At 44.9% G+C, this 18705-nt stretch carries 15 protein-coding genes; 11 read left to right on the top strand and 4 right to left on the bottom strand.

Translation table 11 applies throughout. The annotated features are described in order from the left end of the window. Positions 1–9: 9 nt before the first annotated feature. The gene (locus R7E51_RS00290) at positions 10–717 is read right to left on the bottom strand and encodes a GntR family transcriptional regulator (protein ID WP_005373312.1); all 708 of its coding nucleotides are present in this window, start codon (positions 715–717) and stop codon (positions 10–12) included. Between the two features lie 180 nt (positions 718–897). Here R7E51_RS00290 and R7E51_RS00285 point away from each other — a divergent pair, with 180 nt between their 5' ends. Further along, on the top strand, positions 898–2226 hold the full coding sequence (locus R7E51_RS00285; RefSeq protein ID WP_005373308.1) for a 6-phospho-alpha-glucosidase: 1329 nt from the start codon (positions 898–900) through the stop codon (positions 2224–2226). A gap of 55 nt (positions 2227–2281) precedes the next feature. Continuing rightward, entirely contained in the window at positions 2282–3832 is a 1551-nt protein-coding gene (locus R7E51_RS00280) for an alpha-glucoside-specific PTS transporter subunit IIBC (RefSeq protein WP_053308067.1), read from the top strand. Between the two features lie 177 nt (positions 3833–4009). Here the strand turns inward: R7E51_RS00280 and R7E51_RS00275 are convergent, their stop codons facing one another. The 3 genes from R7E51_RS00275 to R7E51_RS00265 all read right to left on the bottom strand — a co-directional run bounded on the left by R7E51_RS00275 (position 4010) and on the right by R7E51_RS00265 (position 7803). After that, positions 4010–6040 carry an acetoacetate--CoA ligase gene (locus R7E51_RS00275; protein WP_206957771.1) on the bottom strand — a complete coding sequence of 677 codons (2031 nt, stop codon included), beginning with the start codon at positions 6038–6040 and terminating at the stop codon, positions 4010–4012. An 87-nt stretch (positions 6041–6127) separates the two neighbouring features. After that, positions 6128–7054, bottom strand: coding sequence for an electron transfer flavoprotein subunit alpha/FixB family protein (locus tag R7E51_RS00270; protein ID WP_005373301.1), 927 nt, complete (start codon positions 7052–7054; stop codon positions 6128–6130). Next, on the bottom strand, positions 7051–7803 hold the full coding sequence (locus R7E51_RS00265) for an electron transfer flavoprotein subunit beta/FixA family protein (protein WP_042523555.1): 753 nt from the start codon (positions 7801–7803) through the stop codon (positions 7051–7053). Before R7E51_RS00265 ends, R7E51_RS00270 begins: the two co-directional genes overlap by 4 nt. Positions 7804–7958: 155 nt before the next feature. On the opposite strand from R7E51_RS00265, the gene R7E51_RS00260 reads away from it, so the two are divergent. From R7E51_RS00260 to R7E51_RS00220, 9 genes are all read left to right on the top strand, one after another. After that, positions 7959–9596, top strand: coding sequence for an electron transfer flavoprotein-ubiquinone oxidoreductase (locus tag R7E51_RS00260; protein ID WP_206957769.1), 1638 nt, complete (start codon positions 7959–7961; stop codon positions 9594–9596). A gap of 242 nt (positions 9597–9838) precedes the next feature. Then, positions 9839–10639, top strand: coding sequence for an ABC transporter ATP-binding protein (locus tag R7E51_RS00255; protein WP_005373297.1), 801 nt, complete (start codon positions 9839–9841; stop codon positions 10637–10639). After that, the gene (locus R7E51_RS00250) at positions 10639–12591 is read left to right on the top strand and encodes a long-chain fatty acid--CoA ligase (protein WP_005382741.1); all 1953 of its coding nucleotides are present in this window, start codon (positions 10639–10641) and stop codon (positions 12589–12591) included. Before R7E51_RS00255 ends, R7E51_RS00250 begins: the two co-directional genes overlap by 1 nt. Continuing rightward, positions 12591–13484 (top strand): branched-chain amino acid ABC transporter permease, encoded by an 894-nt coding sequence (locus tag R7E51_RS00245; RefSeq protein ID WP_005373295.1) that lies wholly within the window; start codon positions 12591–12593, stop codon positions 13482–13484. The genes R7E51_RS00250 and R7E51_RS00245 overlap by 1 nt, the downstream gene beginning before the upstream one ends. 11 nt (positions 13485–13495) lie before the next feature. Further along, entirely contained in the window at positions 13496–14563 is a 1068-nt protein-coding gene (locus R7E51_RS00240) for a branched-chain amino acid ABC transporter permease (RefSeq protein ID WP_005382737.1), read from the top strand. Between the two features lie 45 nt (positions 14564–14608). Continuing rightward, positions 14609–15853, top strand: coding sequence for an ABC transporter substrate-binding protein (locus R7E51_RS00235; protein ID WP_005373285.1), 1245 nt, complete (start codon positions 14609–14611; stop codon positions 15851–15853). Between the two features lie 80 nt (positions 15854–15933). After that, a complete protein-coding gene (locus R7E51_RS00230; protein WP_017633695.1) occupies positions 15934–16755 on the top strand; it encodes an ABC transporter ATP-binding protein in 822 nt (273 codons plus the stop codon). Positions 16756–16764: 9 nt separating this feature from the next. After that, on the top strand, positions 16765–17967 hold the full coding sequence (locus tag R7E51_RS00225) for a phenylacetate--CoA ligase family protein (protein ID WP_206957766.1): 1203 nt from the start codon (positions 16765–16767) through the stop codon (positions 17965–17967). Between the two features lie 136 nt (positions 17968–18103). Then, entirely contained in the window at positions 18104–18700 is a 597-nt protein-coding gene (locus R7E51_RS00220; protein ID WP_054574666.1) for a methyltransferase domain-containing protein, read from the top strand. The last annotated feature ends 5 nt before the right edge of the window (positions 18701–18705 follow it).

Here is an 18705-nt window from a genome sequence, read left to right as displayed (position 1 = left end):
CGAATAGTACTACGTCCTAGTTGAAATAAACTCGAAGCTGTATTGATGAAGTCGGAAGTAATTGACGGTATATTCAAATGCACGACCATCTTCTAGGTAACCAGTGGACTCAACTTTTAGAATAGGGGAAGCTTCTGATTCATTCAGGTATGAGGCCGTCTCTGCATCTAACAAATACGGTTTGACAGACTGACTGCTTTTCGCAATTTTCAATCCTTTGCTATTTTCAATGTACTCATATTTAGAACCATTCATTATGGCTATGCTCAAGTCTGGAAATAACACTGCTGGCATATGAGTGACTTCGTAAATTTCAGGCTCATCATTAATACATCTGAGTCTATGTATTTCATATGTATCATCATTGGGCGAGAGATTTAACTGCTTAGCAACCTGCTCATTCGGCTTTTTAAGTTCGAACTTTATGACTTGAGAGCTAGGCGTTTTCCCCTGTTTACTGACTTCCTCGATAAAACCCAGCAAATGTAAGGCATCATGTTGGGCTTTTAGATCGTTTACATAAGTTCCACTACCTCTTGTCCGACTAATTAAATTATTGTCGACCAGAATTTGTAAGCTTTTTCTGATGGTTACGCGGCTTACGGAAAACTCTTCTTGCAAATCACTCTCTTTTGGAAGCATCGATTTCGGTTGTAGTTCCCCATCTTTGATCTTTTTTTCTAATCGTTCCGCAATGTCTATGTATTTGGGTTTCATAATACCTCGCTAAGTCTTGGATCATGATAGCAAGAATGTGACCTGAGATGTAGTTAATACTTTTCCTTAGGATCTTTGTGTGATTTTTATCTCGTATCTTTGTGCTTACACTTTAAATGTATCATAAAAGTATTAATACTTATTTTATACATTTGCAGGGTAAACATTTGAGGTAGCGGAATGAAACGTCAAAAATTAACGATTGTTGGTGCTGGCAGTACATACACACTTGGTATGATGAACAGCCTTATTGCTGAAAAAGATAACTTTCCACTCGCAAAAGTCGTGTTTTACGACATAGATGAGAAACGCCAAGAATCGAATGCATTAGCTACTGAAATTCTATTGCGAGAACACTATCCAGAAGTTGAAGAGTTTGTTTATACAACGGATAAATCTGTCGCATTCGCAGATTCGGACTTTTTCTTTATCCAGATCCGCACTGGTGGGTTGGCCATGCGCGAGCGCGATGAACAAATCCCGCTATCCAACTCTTGTGTTGGGCAAGAGACATGTGGCGCGGGAGGAATGGCATATGGACTTCGCTCTATCGGCGACATGATCCAGCTAGTGAACGAGATCCGACAAACGTGTCCAGATGCGTGGATTCTTAATTACACCAACCCGGCGGCAATTGTCGCTGAAGCTTTAAATCGTGAATTTCCGCATGATAAGCGAATTCTAAATATCTGTGATATGCCAGCAGCGATTATGGTCAGCTATGCGCAATTGTTAGGATGTGAAATTTGGGACTTCGTTCCTGAATATTTTGGGCTTAATCACTATGGCTGGTTTACCAAAATTCGTAACAAACAGGGTGAAGACTTAACGGACAAAATTAAAAATATCATCCTAAAAGAAGGGATCAGTGCGGTTGATGCGGAAATAGCGGATGACCCATCGTGGCAAGCCACATTCAAAAACATGAGAACAATGCTTGCTGATAATCCAGAGTTTTTGCCGAATACGTATCTTCAATACTATTTGTACCCTGAAAAAATGGTGGCGAAAGAGGATATCAATAATACTCGCGCAAGGCAGGTAATTAACGGCCGTGAGAAACGAGTGTTCGAATTGAACGCAAGAATAATTGAAGCGGGCACCACGAAGCACGAAACACTGCATGCCGATATCCATGGTCGATACATGGTGAGAGTCGCGGCTTCGCTTGCCTACAACTTGAGCGATGTGTATCTCGTCATCGTACCGAATAATGGTGCTATTACAAATTTACAAAATGACGCCATGGTAGAAGTTCCAGCTGCGCTAACTAGTGATGGACCGAAAGCTTTTACTGTAGGAAAAATCCCAACTTTCCAAAAAGCCATGATTGAGAGCCAACTTGGTTACGAGAAATTAGTCGTGGATGCTTGGTACGAAGGAAGTCAGCAAAAGCTGATTAATGCACTCACACTTAACCGTACCGTGGTTAATGTGCCAAAAGCTAAAGAAATAACAAAACAATTACTAGAAGAAAATAAAGCCTACCTTCCTCAATTTTTTCAATAACAACTGGACGTTCGGGGCCTACTTGTAGGCTCCGTGAATGAAACAAGAGGTTTATATGAAAGACATTATTCAAAGGTTCGGGGCCGCGATGTTTGTTCCCGTTCTATTATTTCCAGCAGCGGGCATGTTATTGGGTTTCTCTGTTGTGCTGTTAAATCAAGAAGTGTTTCCTTGGGCACTAGAGGGGAGTGCTTGGGTTAAAGTCTCGACGATCATTTTACAGGCATCTCTCGCTGTATTTAAAAATATGGCACTTATTTTTGCCGTTGGGTTACCTATCGCTTTAGCTAAAAAAGCATCTGGTCGCGCTGTACTTGCAACACTCGTTTCCTACATTACGTTTAACTACGTTATTGGTGGAATCCTTCAATTTTGGGGACCAGAACTGGGCGTGAACTATACGGAAGGTGAGCGAGGTTTGACTGAAGTTGGTGGCATTCTAACGCTTGATACCAACTTGCTAGGTGCCATTTTAATTGCAAGTCTCTCTGTTTGGGTTCACAACCGATTCTTTGATAAAAAGCTACCGGATTGGGCGGCTGTATTTGGCGGAACGCCATTGGTTGTGATCATTAGTTTCCCCATTATGGTCGTGATGGCAATTCTAACTTGTTTGACTTGGCCAAGTATTCAGCATGGTATTAACAATCTGCAATCATTTTTGGTTTCTGCTGGATCGTTAGGGGTATGGCTATTTACGTTTTTAGAGCGAATCATGATACCAACGGGGTTGCATCATTTCGTATATGGTCCCGTTTTTTATGGGCCAGTTGCAGTCGATGGCGGAACGGTTGCCTATTGGATTCAAAATATACAGACATTCGCCCAGAGCTCGGAAAGTTTAACGACACAATTTCCTCAGGGTGGTTTGATGTTGACGGGAATGGGTAAAGTGTTTGGTTGTACGGGTATCGCACTAGCACTCTATTCAGTTGCAAAAAAAGAAAATAAAAAGATGGTGATGGGGTTAGTGCTCGGTGCCGCAATCACAGCAATTCTTACAGGGATCACCGAACCAATAGAGTTTACATTCTTATTTATCGCACCTGCGCTGTTTGCTTTGCATGCGTTGTTATCTGCGACAATGGCAACGATCGCCTTTATGTTTGGTGTTTCCGGTAACTTTCAGACTGGCTTGATAGACTTCATTTTCCAAAACTGGTTGCCTTTGGCTGGTAACCATGCAGGAACATACGTGATTCAGATTATTATTGGTCTCATGTTTACTGGTGTTTACTTTGTTACGTTTCGCGCGCTTATTTTAAAATACAACATACTTACTCCGGGGCGTGAAGGTGCAGATAGTAAGTTGTATTCAAAAGCTGACTACAAAGAAGCGAAAGCGGTCCATAACAGTAGCGCAAGTCCGTCACAAGCTAGTGCCTTTATTGAAGGTTTGGGTGGAAAAGAAAACATTGACTTGTTAACTAATTGCGCGACGCGTCTGCGTGTTAAAGTTAAAGATGTCTCTCTTGTAAAGGAGAACGCATTTTTCACACAGCACGGAGCGGTGAATATTGTTAGAAATCAAGAGAGCCTTCAAATCATCGTTGGTTTAACGGTGCCACAAGTTCGCGAAGATATGAGCCAACTGATAAAAGCTTAACCCCCAACTAATGCTCCCGCTCATATGGCTCAAAGGTGAGATAGAATTATCTCACCTTTTTTGTTTACATGAAGCATATTTCGCACAGTTTCCACGAAAGTGGGGAGGAGTTATCGAGAGAGCTAAAAATACAGTTAGGTTATACCCGTCTGTATTGTTGGAAGACTTGTTGAGTCTCTAAGTGACAGTGGTGCCACTTTCTATGTTGAAAAGCGTTTTAATTTCTTCCAGCACTTCTGGGTTAGCAATAGCACCAATGTTTTTTACAGCTTGTCCGTTTACCAATTGTTTCACGGCTAGCTCAACCAATTTGCCTGAGCGCGTTTTAGGAATATCACTGATAGCAAAAATTTGTCGTGGGACATGGCGCGGTGAACATTTTGTTTTCAATGTTTGGCGAATTGAATCGGTGAGTTGTTGGGTTAACTCGACGTTGTGAGCGAGTTTTACTAGTAACCAGATTTCTTCAGACTGCTGGTTTAACTTGCCGACAGCGATGGAGTCTTCAACCTCGGGTAACGCGTTCACTTGCTGATAGATTTCAGCGGTACCGATGCGTACGCCGCCTGGATTTAAGGTTGCGTCACTACGGCCATAAAAAATGAAGCCGCCATGTTCGGTTTGCATCACATCGTCGCCATGGTGCCAGATATCGGTAAACTTGCTCCAATAAGCGTTGTGATAGCGTTCGCCGTTGTCGTGCCAGAAGCCAATAGGGAAGTTAGGTAGTGAGTTATTGCAAGTTAGTTCGCCGCGTTGCTGTGTAATGGTTTTTCCCTCGTCGTCCAAAACACGCACGTCGATTCCCAGCCCTGCGCCTTGGCATTCACCTTTGTAAACTGGTGAGATAGGGTTTCCCAGTACAAAGCATCCGCAAATATCCGTGCCGCCAGCGATAGAAGCGAGATGCAAGTCCTGCTTGATGTGCTGATAGACATAACTAAATTGTTCTGGGTAAAGCACCGAACCAGTTGAGCAAAGAGTTTTGAGTGACTTCAGGTTATGTTTTAGTTTTGGAGAGCAGCTTGCCTGTTCCTGTGCTTCTAAGTATTTCGCTGAAGTACCAAACAGCGACACGCTATGTTCTTCTGCTAATCGCCATAAGACGGAGTGATCAGGGTAAACCGGACTACCGTCGTAAATCACTAAGGCTGCACCACTCGCAAGAGCGGAAACATGCCAGTTCCACATCATCCAACCACATGTTGTGTAGTAGAAAACCTTGTCTTGCGATTTGATGTCGCAATGCAGTTGATGTTCTTTGAGGTGATTGAGCAAGGTACCGCCTGCGGAATGAACAATACACTTAGGTTGACCTGTTGTACCAGAAGAATACAAAATGAATAATGGGTCATTAAACAGCGTTGGTTGATATTGAATTGATTGTGGAGAAAAGTGGTGAGTAATATCGGACCAAGAGACAAAGTCAGAAGTGGTAGCTCTCTTAGCGTTTTGTAAATATTCGATTTGGCATACGCTAATAGTAGTCTCTTCGGAGGCACTGCTTAACTTACTACTAAGAGTGGTGTTCTTGTCCGTCATATCGAAAGCTTTGCCTCCGAACTGGTAGCCATCACAGCAAAAAAGAACTTTCGGCTTAACCTGACCAAAACGCTCTACGACGCTATCGATACCAAAATCAGGAGAGGTTGAAGTCCAAATAGCGCCAAGGCTTGTAGTAGCCAACATGGCTATAACGGTTTCAGGAAGGTAGGGCAAATAACCCGCAACGACATCGCCTTTACCGACACCACAATTGAGTAGCCATTGTTGAATGGCAGAAACTTGTTCAAGCAACTGTTTACCGGTGAGTTGTCGGTGTTCACCGCTTTCATTGCTAAAAACAATAAACTCACGCTCTGGTGATTGCTCAGCCTGAGATAGGAGGTTCTCTGCGTAGTTCAGCGTGGCGTCAGCAAACCATACTGTGTCTCTATTTACATGGTGATGATTAGAACCTGTTTGTGTCCATTTGGGACTGCCAAGGCTCTTGATTTGCGAACCTATATCTCCGATTACGTTGCAAAACTGCCAAGTATGTCGCCAAAATTCATCATTGTGCTCAATGGACCACTGGTGTAGAGACGTGTAATTGTTGATTACGGTACCTTCGGCTTTGTCTTTATTAACCTTTTCGATGAACCGTAATAAGTTGCTATTGCTGACGCGCTCAGCAGATGGTGACCAAATAGGTGCAGAATTTGGCATAGGTCCCTCTAATTTCAATTCTTTTGAATATGACCAAAAACAAAATAAAGGGGCGAACATAGCGGTGTTCGCCCCTTATCTGATCGTTTAAAGTTGTTCGGCAAGCTGAGGTAGTACCTCAAATAAATCACCAACCAATCCATAGTCGGCAACTTCAAAGATAGGAGATTCTGGATCTTTGTTGATCGCGACAATCACTTTGGATTCCTTCATTCCTGCAAGATGCTGGATGGCACCGGAAATCCCAACCGCTATATAAAGCTTAGGTGCAACGATTTTACCGGTTTGACCCACTTGTAAGTCGTTGGCAACAAACCCGGCATCAACTGCCGCGCGAGAAGCGCCAATGGCAGCACCTAGTTTATCGGCAACTTGTTCGATCAACGCGAAGTTCTCTTTGCTACCGACCCCGCGTCCACCTGACACAACCACCTCTGCCGCGCTTAATTCAGGACGTTCTGACACGGTTTTATCGACAGAAACCAATTCAACCATTGGAGCTGAGATAGTGACCTGCTGATGCTTAATATCAGCTTGGTTGTGACAAGTAACCGGCTCAAACGCAGACGCGCGCACGGTGATGACGCGAACCTTGTCGCTGGTGGTCACTTTGGCAAATGCGTTTCCTGCGTAAATAGGGCGGATAAAAGTGTTTTCATCGATAACTTGGACAATATCGGAAATTTGCCCAACGCCGAACTTCGCTGCTACTCGCGGTGCAAGATCTTTCCCTTTTGATGATGAGCTAGCCCAGATTGCGTCAAAACCTTCAGCAACACTCACTACAATAGGTGCGATACTCTCGGCAAATTGATGCTTAAGTTGCTCATCATCGACACAAATTACGTTTGATATACCATCAACGCGACAAGCTTGTTGAGCGACTTCTTCACACTGGTGGCCCACTACGATCAAAACATTGTCTTGGCTGACTTGTTTTGCTGCATTAACCACTTTGAGTGTGTCCGCATGCAATTGGTTATTGTCATGCTCTGCTATGATTAAGTTCTTCATGAAATCACCTTCGCTTCGTTACGCAGCTTATCGAGAAGCTCTGAGACAGATTCAACCTTGATGCCACCTTTTCTTTGCGCTGGCGGTGTGATTTCTTGAATGGTTTGGCTAAATACCACTTCAACACCCAGACTGTCAGGTGTGATGGTATCTAACGGCTTGCGCTTAGCTTTCATGATATTAGGCAAAGAGGCAAAACGCGGTTCATTCAGGCGTAAGTCAGTACTGATCACCGCAGGTAAGTTCATCGCGACCGTCATCAAGCCGCCGTCCACTTCTCTCACGACCTGAACTTTTTGATCTTCAATCTTCACGTCGGAAGCGAAAGTTGCTTGAGGCCAGTCAAGTAGGGCGGCCAGCATCTGAGCCACTTGGTTGTTGTCCGTATCAATGGATTGTTTACCCGTAATCACAAGCTGTGCTTGTTCTTGCTCAACTAGAGCTTTGAGCAGCTTAGCAACAACTAATGGCTCTATTTTGTCTTCAGTATCGACATGAATAGCGCGATCGGCGCCTAATGCAAGCGCGGTACGTAGTTGCTCCTGACACTGGCTACCGCCAGCACTGACAACGATGACTTCATCTGCAATACCTTGCTCCTTTAGTCGTACGGCTTCTTCAACGGCTATTTCGCAAAATGGATTAATCGTCATCTTGACGTTATTGGTTTCAACATCGCTATGGTCCGCTTTCACGCGAACTTTAACGTAGGGATCAATGACCCTTTTGATTGGCACTAGTATTTTCACGTTAGATTCCTTTTACAGTGAAGACTATGTGTTTACAGTGAAGACGATGTGATGACGTCTTTAAAATGATGTTAATTTACCTTTACGTTTGCGTCAACTTTAAATATATTGTTGATTAACAAGTTGGCAACATGCAAAGAAAAAGGAATGCAATCATGGAAAGAGACTGCATGGAATTTGATGTTCTGATTGTAGGCGCTGGTCCCGCAGGTTTGTCTGCGGCATGCCGAATCAAACAATTAGCAGCAGAAAAAAAACAAGACCTCTCTGTTTGCGTGGTAGAAAAAGGTTCTGAAGTTGGAGCGCATATTTTATCGGGTGCGGTGTTTGAAACGCGGAGTTTGGATGAGCTTTTTCCCGACTGGGAAGAGAAAGGCGCTCCGCTCAATACCAAAGTAAACCAAGATAAAACCTACTATCTAGGCAATGACATCAATGGTCATGAACTGCCGTCTTGGGCGGTGCCTAATACGTTACATAACAAAGGTAATTACATCATAAGTTTGGGCAGTCTATGCCGATGGATGGCGTTGCAGGCTGAGAACTTGGGGGTGGAGGTATACCCAGGTTTTACCGCCAGTCAAGCGATCATCGATGAAGATAGTCGTGTTTGTGGCGTGATCACGGGCGATATGGGATTAGATAAAAATGGTGAACAAAAAGGAAATTTCGAATCTGGTATTGAACTGCGAGCGAAGTTTACTTTATTTGCTGAAGGCGCACGGGGGCATATTGGTAAGCAGTTGATTAACCGATTTAATCTTGCTGAAGAGAAAACGCCTCAACACTACGCTATCGGTTTTAAAGAGCTGTGGGAAATCCCATCAGAGCAGCATCAGCAAGGTTTAGTAGTGCACGGATTAGGTTGGCCGTTATCAAATGAAGCTACAGGTGGCAGTTATCTCTACCATTTAGAGGGAAACCAAGTTGCCGTCGGGTTGATTGTTGACTTGAATTATAAGAATCCGCACTTGAGTCCATTTGATGAGTTTCAACGTTTTAAACACCACCCGTTGATTGAGCAATACCTCAAAAATGGGAAGCGTATTAGCTATGGCGCGAGAGCGATTACTAAGGGCGGCTTTCATTCGCTTCCCACGCAGCAGTTTGCTGGTGGCTTGTTAATTGGCTGTGATGCAGGAACACTTAACGGCGCTAAAATCAAAGGCACACACACCGCAATAAAATCTGGAATGCTTGCCGCTGAAGCAGTATGTGAAGCCCTTGAGAGTCAGTCAGTTACTGCTGATTATCAAAAGCATTTCAAACAGTCTTGGCTGTATGAAGAGCTTTATCAAGCACGTAACTTCTCAAGTGGAATCCACCGCTTTGGATCGTGGCTGGGCGGTGGTTTAGCGCTGCTGGAACATAACGTGTTAAAAGGTAAAGCTAAGTGGCATATCCGCTGTGATAAGCCTGATCATCAGTCTCTGTTATTGGCGGAAAACAGCAATGAAATTGTCTATCCGAAGCCTGATGGCGTGTTAAGTTTCGATCGCCTCTCTTCCGTTTATCTATCCAATATCTTCCATGAGGAAGATCAACCATGCCACTTACGACTGGAGAACCAGCGGATCCCTATTGAGCAGAACCTTGAATTATATGCAGAGCCAGCACAGCGCTATTGTCCGGCTGGCGTGTATGAAATCGTACAGGGGGAGCAGCAGCCAGAGCTGCAAATAAATGCGGCCAACTGTATCCACTGTAAGACCTGCGACATCAAAGATCCAAGTCAAAATATTACCTGGACTCCGCCAGAAGGTGGTGGTGGTCCGAACTATCCAAATATGTAAGCGTTTGAGAATAATTTTTATTAACAATTTATTTACTTAAAGTTTGCGTTAGTTCAAATCTTTCTCGATGAACTCGATTGCAACTTAATCTTTCAGGCACTATTCTGATTTTAAATTGACGTTTACGTAAACTGAATACAAAGTTGATGCATAGGTGTAAAAGCGGTTACCAGTATCAAAGTTAGGTTTGATCAAATAGTGCTCAATGGAACGCACTTAAAATAACGAAAGGGAGATCAACTATGGTATCGGAATCGCCTCTGTTGCAGGTAAACGATATTTCATTGGCTTTTGGTGGGGTGAAAGCTTTAACTGACGTGAGCTTCCATGTGAATGAAAAGGAAATTTTTTCAATCATTGGCCCAAACGGTGCAGGTAAAACCTCAATGCTCAATTGCATCTCTGGTCGATACACACCAAATAAAGGCTCTGTAATCTTCGCTGGAGATGACGTAACTAAACGGACACCTAGCCAACGAGCTGAGTTAGGGTTGGGAAGAACCTTCCAAAACTTGGCGCTCTTTTCTCATATGTCGGTACTGGACAACATCATGGTTGGCCGACACCACCTACTGAAAAATAACTTCGTCACGGGGCCACTCTATTGGTTCTCCAATGCGCAGAAAGAAGAGATGGCGCACCGCAAATATGTGGAAGACGTGATCGATTTTCTAGAAATCCAGCACATCCGAAAAGCGACTGCAGGCACCCTATCTTACGGCTTACGTAAGCGTGTAGAGCTTGCTCGTGCCATTGCCTTAAAACCTAAGTTACTGCTGCTTGATGAACCAATGGCAGGTATGAACTTGGAAGAAAAGGAAGACATGGCACGTTACATCATGGATCTGAATGAAGAATTAGATATCACGATCATTATGATTGAGCACGACATGGGCGTGGTCATGGACATCTCTAATCGCGTTTTGGTTTTGGATTTCGGTAAACACATTGCTACGGGTGAGCCTGAAGAAGTGATGGCCAACCCACATGTGAAACAAGCGTACTTAGGCGAAGAGCTACCGACATTAGAGGAGAGTGCATAATGGCACAGCAACATAATGATTGGGCAGATATAACCCGCTTAGATACCTTTCCAAAAGTGTTGCAACACAATGCCAAGAACTGGCCCGAACAAGTCGCAATGCGTGAAAAGGAGTTTGGTATTTGGCGAGAGTTCACTTGGAAAGATTATGAAAACCGCGTCAAGTGGATGGCACTGGCACTACAAGATTTAGGTATTGGCGAACAAGATGTCGTTGGTTTGCTAGGTGATAACCGCCCTGAATGGGTATGGGGCGAGTTAGCGGCACATGCGATCAAAGGTTTCTCGCTGGGCATCTATCAAGATTCCATGCACGAAGAGGTGGCATACCTTATCAACTATGCCAAAGCAAAAGTCGTGATTGCCGAAGATGAAGAGCAATGCGACAAGCTGCTTGAGCTTGGTGATGAAATTCCTAGCGTCGAATACATTATTTACTGCGATCCTCGTGGAATGCGTAAATACGATGATCCAAGATTAATTGATGTTGAACAGGTCTACAAAAAAGGTCAGCTGATTGATAAAGCGGACCCAGACAAATATCTCAATATGGTTGTTGAAACCAAAGGCAGCGATCTTTCAATTCTTTGTACAACGTCGGGTACGACTTCTAAACCAAAATTGGCTCAGCTACACAGTGGCACGTTCTTGGATCACTGTGCGGCTTACTTGCGTGCAGACCCTCGTTCCCCAGGCGACAACTACGTTTCTGTTCTGCCTTTGCCTTGGATTATGGAGCAGGTTTACGTGGTTGGTCAGGCGTTGATTTCTCGTCAAATCGTTAACTTTGTGGAAGAACAAGAAACCATGATGTCCGACTTGCGTGAAATCGGTCCAAACTTTGTGCTGTTAGCGCCACGTGTGTGGGAAAACATTGTGGCAGACGTGTCTGCACGAATGATGGATTCGACACCGTTTAAGCAAAAGATGTACAAACTGGGCATGAGCTTAGCCAACAAAGCGTTAGAGCAGGGCAAACGTTCTAAACTCGCCGAATGGATTCTTTTGCGTGCTTTGCGAGACCGTTTAGGCTTTTCGAACCTAACATCTGCTGCAACGGGCGGGGCGGCGATGGGGCCGGATACTTTCCGTTACCTACAAGCTATTGGTGTGCCACTTAAGCAGCTTTATGGTCAAACCGAAATGTGTGGTGCGTACACCGTCCACCAAGCCGATGACGTGGACTATGATTCGGTCGGCGTTGCGTTTGATAATGCAGAAGTGAAAGTCATCAACCCAGACAGCAATGGCGTTGGTGAAATCATCGCGAAAAGTACAGGCATGTTTACTGGCTACTTAAACAACCAAGCAGCATATGATGAAGATGTTCAAGATGGTTGGATGCACACAGGCGATGCGGGTTATTTTAAAGATTCCGGTCACTTGGTGGTGATTGATCGTCTGAAAGATATGTCGGAAACCAGCCACGGCGACCGCTACTCTCCACAGTTCATTGAAAACAAACTCAAGTTCTCGCCGTTTATTGCAGAAGCCGTGGTGGTAGGTAAAGGTCGACCTTGGCTGTCTGCCATCATCTGTATTCGCTATGCGATCGTCGCGAAGTGGGCAGAGCAACGCGGCTTGGCATTTACCAACTACACCAACTTATCTGCTCAACCAGAAGTGTACCAAGCGATTCGTGAAGAAGTTCAAAAAGTGAACGAATCCCTACCGGATGCACAGAAGATCAGCAAATTCATTCTACTTTACAAAGAGTTGGATGCCGACGATGGAGAGCTAACTCGCACACGTAAAGTACGCCGTGGTGTGGTTGCAGAGAAATACGGAGACATCATCGAAACCATCTACAGCGACGATCCAAAAGTCGATGTCGATACGGTGATCACTTATCAAGATGGCACTAAAACACGCATTCAAACGTCGCTAGTTATTGAAACGCTTATTGAGCATGAGCCAACACTAGTGGATAGCGAACAACGGAGGATCGCATAGTGAATACGGATTTATTACTGCAACTCGTCATTAATGGCGTGATCGTTGGCATGTTGTATGGCGTTGTCGCCATGTGCTTTGTATTGATCTACAAATCGACCCAGGTGGTCAACTTTGCTCAGGGGGAGTTCTTGTTGATTGGCGCATGGGTATGTTGGGCGGCATTGGTACACCTACAGTTACCGTTTTTTATTGGCTTTTTACTCACGCTCGCGTTCATGATGATTTTTGGTATCGCCGTGCAAACCATTGTGCTCAGACCGTTGATTGGTGAACCGATTATCTCTGTGATCATGGTGACCATTGGTCTATCGATGTTTTTCCAAGCACTGATGAAGTGGATATTCGGCGTCTCTGCTGTGTCGTACCCGCAAGTGTTCGAAACCAACGTGGTGAATATCGGAGGTTTGAATGTTGAGTTTGCTTACATTCTGAGCTTGATCTTCTCAATGCTCATCATGGGCGCGTTCTACTGGTTCTTCAAATTCAGCAAAATGGGTCTGGCAATGCGCGCAACGGCATTCAACCAGCAAGTAGCCCAGAGTCTTGGCATTTCCATCAAGAAAGTGTTCGCCATCAGTTGGGCCATTTCGGCAATGGTATCTGCAACAGCAGGGATTGTTATCGGTATCGTTAACGGCGTATCTGACGCGCTATCCATTATTGGTATCAAAGTTTTCCCAGCCGTTATTTTAGGTGGCTTAGATTCGGTAGTCGGCGCAATTGTCGGTGGTATCACCATCGGGGTGCTAGAAAACTTGGCTGAGTTTTTTGATAGCCAATACCTGCAAGTGGGTAACCTGTACAACATCGCACCATTCTATGTGCTGTTAATCATTCTTGCCTTCAAGCCATATGGCCTGTTTGGTACCAAAGATATTGAGCGTATTTAAGGAGAAATAACATGGCTCAACTTAGCATGCGCCCATGTGGGGATTTTCGAACCACATATAAAAGCGATACGCCAATTTTTGAAACCAAAACCATCAGAAGCCTTGCGATTGCAGGTGTCATCGCCATGCTGGCAGCACCGCTGGTCTTGGATATTTACTTCCTAAACCTGTTTATTCAGATTGCATACCTCGGTATCGCGGCATTGGGCTTAAACATTCTGGTTGGTTTTACCGGACAAATCTCGCTAGGTCACGGTGCGTTCTTTGGTTTTGGCGCCTTTGCATCGGCTTGGTTAAATAACCAGTTTAACATTCCAGTCGTGTTTGCGATTCCGCTCGCGGGTTACTTAACCATGATTGTGGGGATGCTGTTTGGTCTGCCAGCGGCTCGAATTAAAGGTTTATACCTAGCTATCGCAACGTTGGCGGCGCAGTTTATTCTAGAGGACTTCTTTGCTCGCGCAGATTGGTTCAGTGGCGGCTCATACGGTGCTAGCGCGAACCCAATTAATTTGTTTGGCTTTGAGTTTACGACTGACGAAAGCTTTTTCTATATCGCTCTGTTTGCGCTGATCTTCATGTATATGTGGGCATCAAACTTAATCCGTTCTCGTGACGGTCGCGCGTTTGTCTCAGTACGAGATCACTATCTGTCAGCAGAGATCATGGGCATCAACCTAACTAAGTATCGTCTGCTCTCATTTGGAGTGTGTGCATTCTATGCTGGCATCGGGGGCGCACTCTACGGACATTATCTAGGGTTTGTATCAGCAGAAGGCTTCACCATCATGATGTCTATCCAGTTCTTGGCAATGATCATCATTGGTGGCTTAGGCTCAGTCAAAGGTACGCTGATGGGGACGATATTTATCGTACTGCTGCCTGAAGTTTTAGAGTTTGGCGTAACGGGGCTTTCAGCGTTTGGTGATACCACCGCTTTCACTGATGGTCTGGCTTACTTCAAAGAAATGGCGATTGGTTTAGTCATCATGCTGTTCCTCATTTTCGAACCTCAAGGATTATCGCATCGCTGGCAACAGATTCGAGCATATTGGAAACACTATCCGTTCTCATATTAACGTGGAATTAAGTGGAATATACCTCAATAACAAGGACAACGAGTTATGAACAAAGGACATTTAGCGACAACGTTGGTGCTGTCATCTGCACTGTTTACTACCGCAACTTGGGCAAAAGATTCTGTGTTTGTCGGACAATTAGTCGATTTTTCTGGACCAACGGCCTATGTGAGCAAGCCTTATGGTTCTGGCGTGCGAGACGCATTGCGTTGGATTAACCAAAACGGTGGCATTAACGGTACCGAGCTCGAATTTGAAACAGTAGACATGGCGTACAAAGTACCAGTGGCGATTTCTAACTATAAACGTTGGGTGGCGCGTAAAGACATGGTTGCGCTGCAAGGCTGGGGTACGGCGGATACCGAAGCACTTATTTCGTTTGTTACCAAAGACAAAGTGCCGGTGTTCTCTGCTTCTTACTCTGGTCACTTAACTGACCCAACTGGCAAAAACCCAAAAACCGCGAAACCAGCGCCTTATAATTTCTTTTATGGTGCGTCGTACTCAGATGCGTGCCGTGCGCTAGTTAAGTGGGCGAAAGAAGATTGGGAATCTAAGGGCAATCAAGGTGCGCCGAAATTTACGCACATTGGCGATAACCATCCATTCCCGAATGCGCCAAAAGAAGCGTGTGCAGAGTACGCCAAAGAGCTTGGTTTTGATGTGCAAAACCCAGTCGTTGTGTCACTAAAACCAGGGGACTTCAAAGCGCAATGTTTGTCGCTGAAAGAGTCAGGCACCAACTACGGTTACATTGCCAATATCGGTAGCTCGGTTATCTCACTAGTGAAGTCTTGTAACACGGTTGGGACAGAGTTCCAGTACATGGCAAACATTTGGGGCGGCGACAAGCCAGTGCTTGAAGCAGCAGGCGATGGCCTTAAAGATTACGTTTTCCCAGGTATGACGGCGTTTTGGGGAGACGATAACGAAGGCATGAAGCTGGTTCGTGAGATTTCTAAGCAGTCTGAATCAGAGCCGGGCGAATTCAGAACTCACCATTACATTCGCGGTATTTGTTCTGCGTTCTATATGAAAGAAGCGATGGAGTGGGCGAAAGACAACGGTGGTATCACAGGTGAAAACATCAAGAAGGGCATGTATGTCCATGACAACTGGGTACCACAAGGCTTAGAAGGTGTTTGTGTCCCTGCGAACTGGAAACCGGAAGATCACCGAGGCACAACAACCGTGAACGTCTTTATGGGCAACAACGATGGCGGCGCAGTTGATATTAAGAAAGTATCTCAGGTGACATTGTCACGTCGTGACGATTGGCTAGGTTACTAATCTACGACTTATTAATAACAAAGCTTACTGAAAATAAGGATGGGTGAGAGAACACTCTCACCCTAGCAAGGAGTAGCTTGATGGCTGAATTAGCAACGAATATCGAACCGGCAGAAATACTGCTTTCAGTGAACAACATTGAAGTCGTCTACGACGAAGTAATACTAGTACTTCGCGGTGTGAGTTTAGAAGTTCCAAAAGGGCAGATTGTGACCTTACTGGGTGCCAACGGTGCGGGTAAATCCACAACGTTGAAAGCCATTTCTGGTTTATTGAAAACCGAAGATGGTGAAGTGACGCGCGGCGAAATCAACTTCATGGGCGAGCGTATAGACAACAAAAGCCCGGAAGAGATCGTCCGTTCGGGAATCTTCCAAGTTATGGAAGGGCGCCGAATTGTTGAAGATATGACGGTAATAGAAAATCTTCGCTTAGGCGCTTATACGCGCTCTGACAACGAAGTTGAACAAGACATCGAAATGGTGTTTGACTATTTCCCGCGACTCAAAGAGCGCACTGGCCTGGCGGGCTATTTGTCTGGCGGTGAGCAACAAATGTTAGCGATTGGCCGAGCGTTAATGGCTCGACCGAAGATGATTTTGTTGGACGAACCGTCTATGGGGCTTTCTCCACTGCTAGTTAAAGAAGTATTCAGCATTATTAACAAGATCAACAAAGAGCAAGGTATTACCATGCTTTTGGTTGAACAGAATGCCAACTTCGCTCTTCAAGCGGCCGATTACGGTTACATCATGGAATCAGGCAAAATCGTACTGGATGGCAGCAAGCACGAACTGTTAAACAATGAAGACGTAAAAGAATTCTACCTTGGCGGAGGCGATGAAGATCGCAAGAGCTTTAAGAATCTGAAATCTTACAAACGTCGTAAGCGTTGGTTGTAAGGAGCAAGGATGAACGAACTATTTGATGCGAAAGAATCGTTGTCTCCGCAGGCGCGAGAAGAGTCGCTGTTTCAACGTCTGCCAGCGCTGATTGAAAATTCGAAAGCCAATAGCGAACATTACGCAGCGCATTTTTCTGAGTTTGATCCTACATTGGCAAACAATCGTGAAGGGCTTGCTCAGTTCCCGATTACACGTAAGTTCAACGTGCCTAATCAGCAGCAACTTAAACCGCCGTTTGGTGGCTTAAATAGCGTTGCCATTGGTCAAATGGCGCGTGTTTTTCAGTCTCCTGGGCCTTTATATGAGGCTCAAACGGATGAGGTCGATTTCTGGCGTATGGGGCGCGCGTTTCACGCTGCTGGGTTCTGTGCGGGTGATTTAGTGCATAACACGCTCTCTTACCATTTCTCTCCTGGCGGATTTATTATGGATGGTGGCGCAAGGGCTTGTGGCTGTGCGGTATTTCCGGCTGGAGTAGGCAATACCGAAGCGCAAATAGAGGCAGTTAAACAGCTTCAACCTAATGGTTACACTGGTACACCTTCGTATTTGCTGACGTTGCTACAAAAGTACCAAGAGAAATACAATGAGCTGCCTAGCTTTGAGAAAGCTCTGGTCTCTGGTGAAGCGGTTACAGCAGACATGCAACAGATGTTTGAGGAAAAAGGCATTGCAGTCTTTCAAGCCTACGCAAGTGCAGAGCTTGGTTTGATTGCTTATCAAGTGTCTGGTGAACAAGGATTAGTGATTGCCGAAGATATTATTGTTGAAATCGTTGATCCTGATGGTGTTCCTGTACAACCGGGAGAAGTCGGTGAAGTCGTTGTAACGTCGCTTGATGAGAAGTTCCCGCTGATTCGCTACGCAACGGGAGATTTATCGGCATATCTAGAGATTAGTTCTGATTCTTCACGCACGAATGCACGAATTAAGGGCTGGATGGGACGAGCAGACTCTGCGGTGAAAGTAAAAGGGCTGTTTGTTTATCCGCATCAGATCCAAGAAGTCTGTCGTCGCCACGATATTAAAGGCTCCTTGAAAATTGAACGCGATGGCTTCAACGATGCCATTACTTTCTGTTGTCATGATGTGCATGTATCAGCAGAGGACATTCAAGCAACACTCCAGTCTGTCACTAAACTGAAAGGCAATGTCCAGTTTGTACCGAACCAAGCGGAGCAGCCGTTAATCAATGATCTTCGCAGTTAACTCATTGGTGGCATAAGTGCAGTAGAAAGTGGTTGTCATAAAAAACTAACAACGTCAGACAAAAGGCTAGAAAAGGGATACCACATTGCGCTGCGTATCCCTTTATTTTTTACTACCGCAATCAGGGAGCGGGTAAATGAAACAGGCACCAATGATTAACACACAATTCTGGGATGATTTGTTTATCCGAGGCACTATGCCTTGGGATGCCCAATCGACACCTCAAGAACTCAAGGACTATCTCGACAATTCACTTCATGTAGGCCAGTCAGTGTTTATTCCTGGGTGTGGTGCCGCTTATGAACTGAGCACTTTTATTCAATATGGGCATGACGTGATCGCGATGGATTATAGCCAAGAAGCGGTAAAAATGGCGCAATCAACGTTAGGTAACTACAAAGATAAAGTCGTATTGGGTGATGTATTTAATGCCGATTTTTTTCAATCGTTTGATGTCATTTACGAGCGGGCCTTTCTCGCAGCACTACCGAGAGACATGTGGTCAGAATATTTCTCTATGGTGGATAAATTGCTGCCAAGAGACGGTTTGTTAATTGGTTATTTCGTTATAGATGATGATTACCACTCTCGCTTCCCTCCATTTTGTTTGCGAAGTGGGGAGTTGGCAGCTTTTCTAGAGCCCACGTTTGAACTTGTGAAGTCCTCAGTGGTGGCAAACAGTGTTGAGGTTTTTAAAGGCAGAGAGCAATGGATGGTGTGGCAGAAACGTTAGTCGTC

The organism is Vibrio sp. Vb1166 (genome assembly GCF_033338695.1).
In the GTDB taxonomy this organism is placed as follows: Bacteria; Pseudomonadota; Gammaproteobacteria; order Enterobacterales; family Vibrionaceae; genus Vibrio; species Vibrio alginolyticus.
This window is presented reverse-complemented; position numbering and strand designations above follow the sequence as displayed.

Excerpts from the sequence above, each read along its gene's own strand:
- R7E51_RS00290 (WP_005373312.1), bottom strand. The coding sequence starts at position 717 with ATGAAACCCAAATACATAGACATTGCGGAACGATTAGAAAAAAAGATC.
- R7E51_RS00285 (WP_005373308.1), top strand. The coding sequence starts at position 898 with ATGAAACGTCAAAAATTAACGATTGTTGGTGCTGGCAGTACATACACA.
- R7E51_RS00280 (WP_053308067.1), top strand. The coding sequence starts at position 2,282 with ATGAAAGACATTATTCAAAGGTTCGGGGCCGCGATGTTTGTTCCCGTT.
- R7E51_RS00275 (WP_206957771.1), bottom strand. The coding sequence starts at position 6,040 with ATGCCAAATTCTGCACCTATTTGGTCACCATCTGCTGAGCGCGTCAGC.
- R7E51_RS00270 (WP_005373301.1), bottom strand. The coding sequence starts at position 7,054 with ATGAAGAACTTAATCATAGCAGAGCATGACAATAACCAATTGCATGCG.
- R7E51_RS00260 (WP_206957769.1), top strand. The coding sequence starts at position 7,959 with ATGGAAAGAGACTGCATGGAATTTGATGTTCTGATTGTAGGCGCTGGT.
- R7E51_RS00255 (WP_005373297.1), top strand. The coding sequence starts at position 9,839 with ATGGTATCGGAATCGCCTCTGTTGCAGGTAAACGATATTTCATTGGCT.
- R7E51_RS00250 (WP_005382741.1), top strand. The coding sequence starts at position 10,639 with ATGGCACAGCAACATAATGATTGGGCAGATATAACCCGCTTAGATACC.
- R7E51_RS00240 (WP_005382737.1), top strand. The coding sequence starts at position 13,496 with ATGGCTCAACTTAGCATGCGCCCATGTGGGGATTTTCGAACCACATAT.
- R7E51_RS00235 (WP_005373285.1), top strand. The coding sequence starts at position 14,609 with ATGAACAAAGGACATTTAGCGACAACGTTGGTGCTGTCATCTGCACTG.
- R7E51_RS00230 (WP_017633695.1), top strand. The coding sequence starts at position 15,934 with ATGGCTGAATTAGCAACGAATATCGAACCGGCAGAAATACTGCTTTCA.
- R7E51_RS00225 (WP_206957766.1), top strand. The coding sequence starts at position 16,765 with ATGAACGAACTATTTGATGCGAAAGAATCGTTGTCTCCGCAGGCGCGA.
- R7E51_RS00220 (WP_054574666.1), top strand. The coding sequence starts at position 18,104 with ATGAAACAGGCACCAATGATTAACACACAATTCTGGGATGATTTGTTT.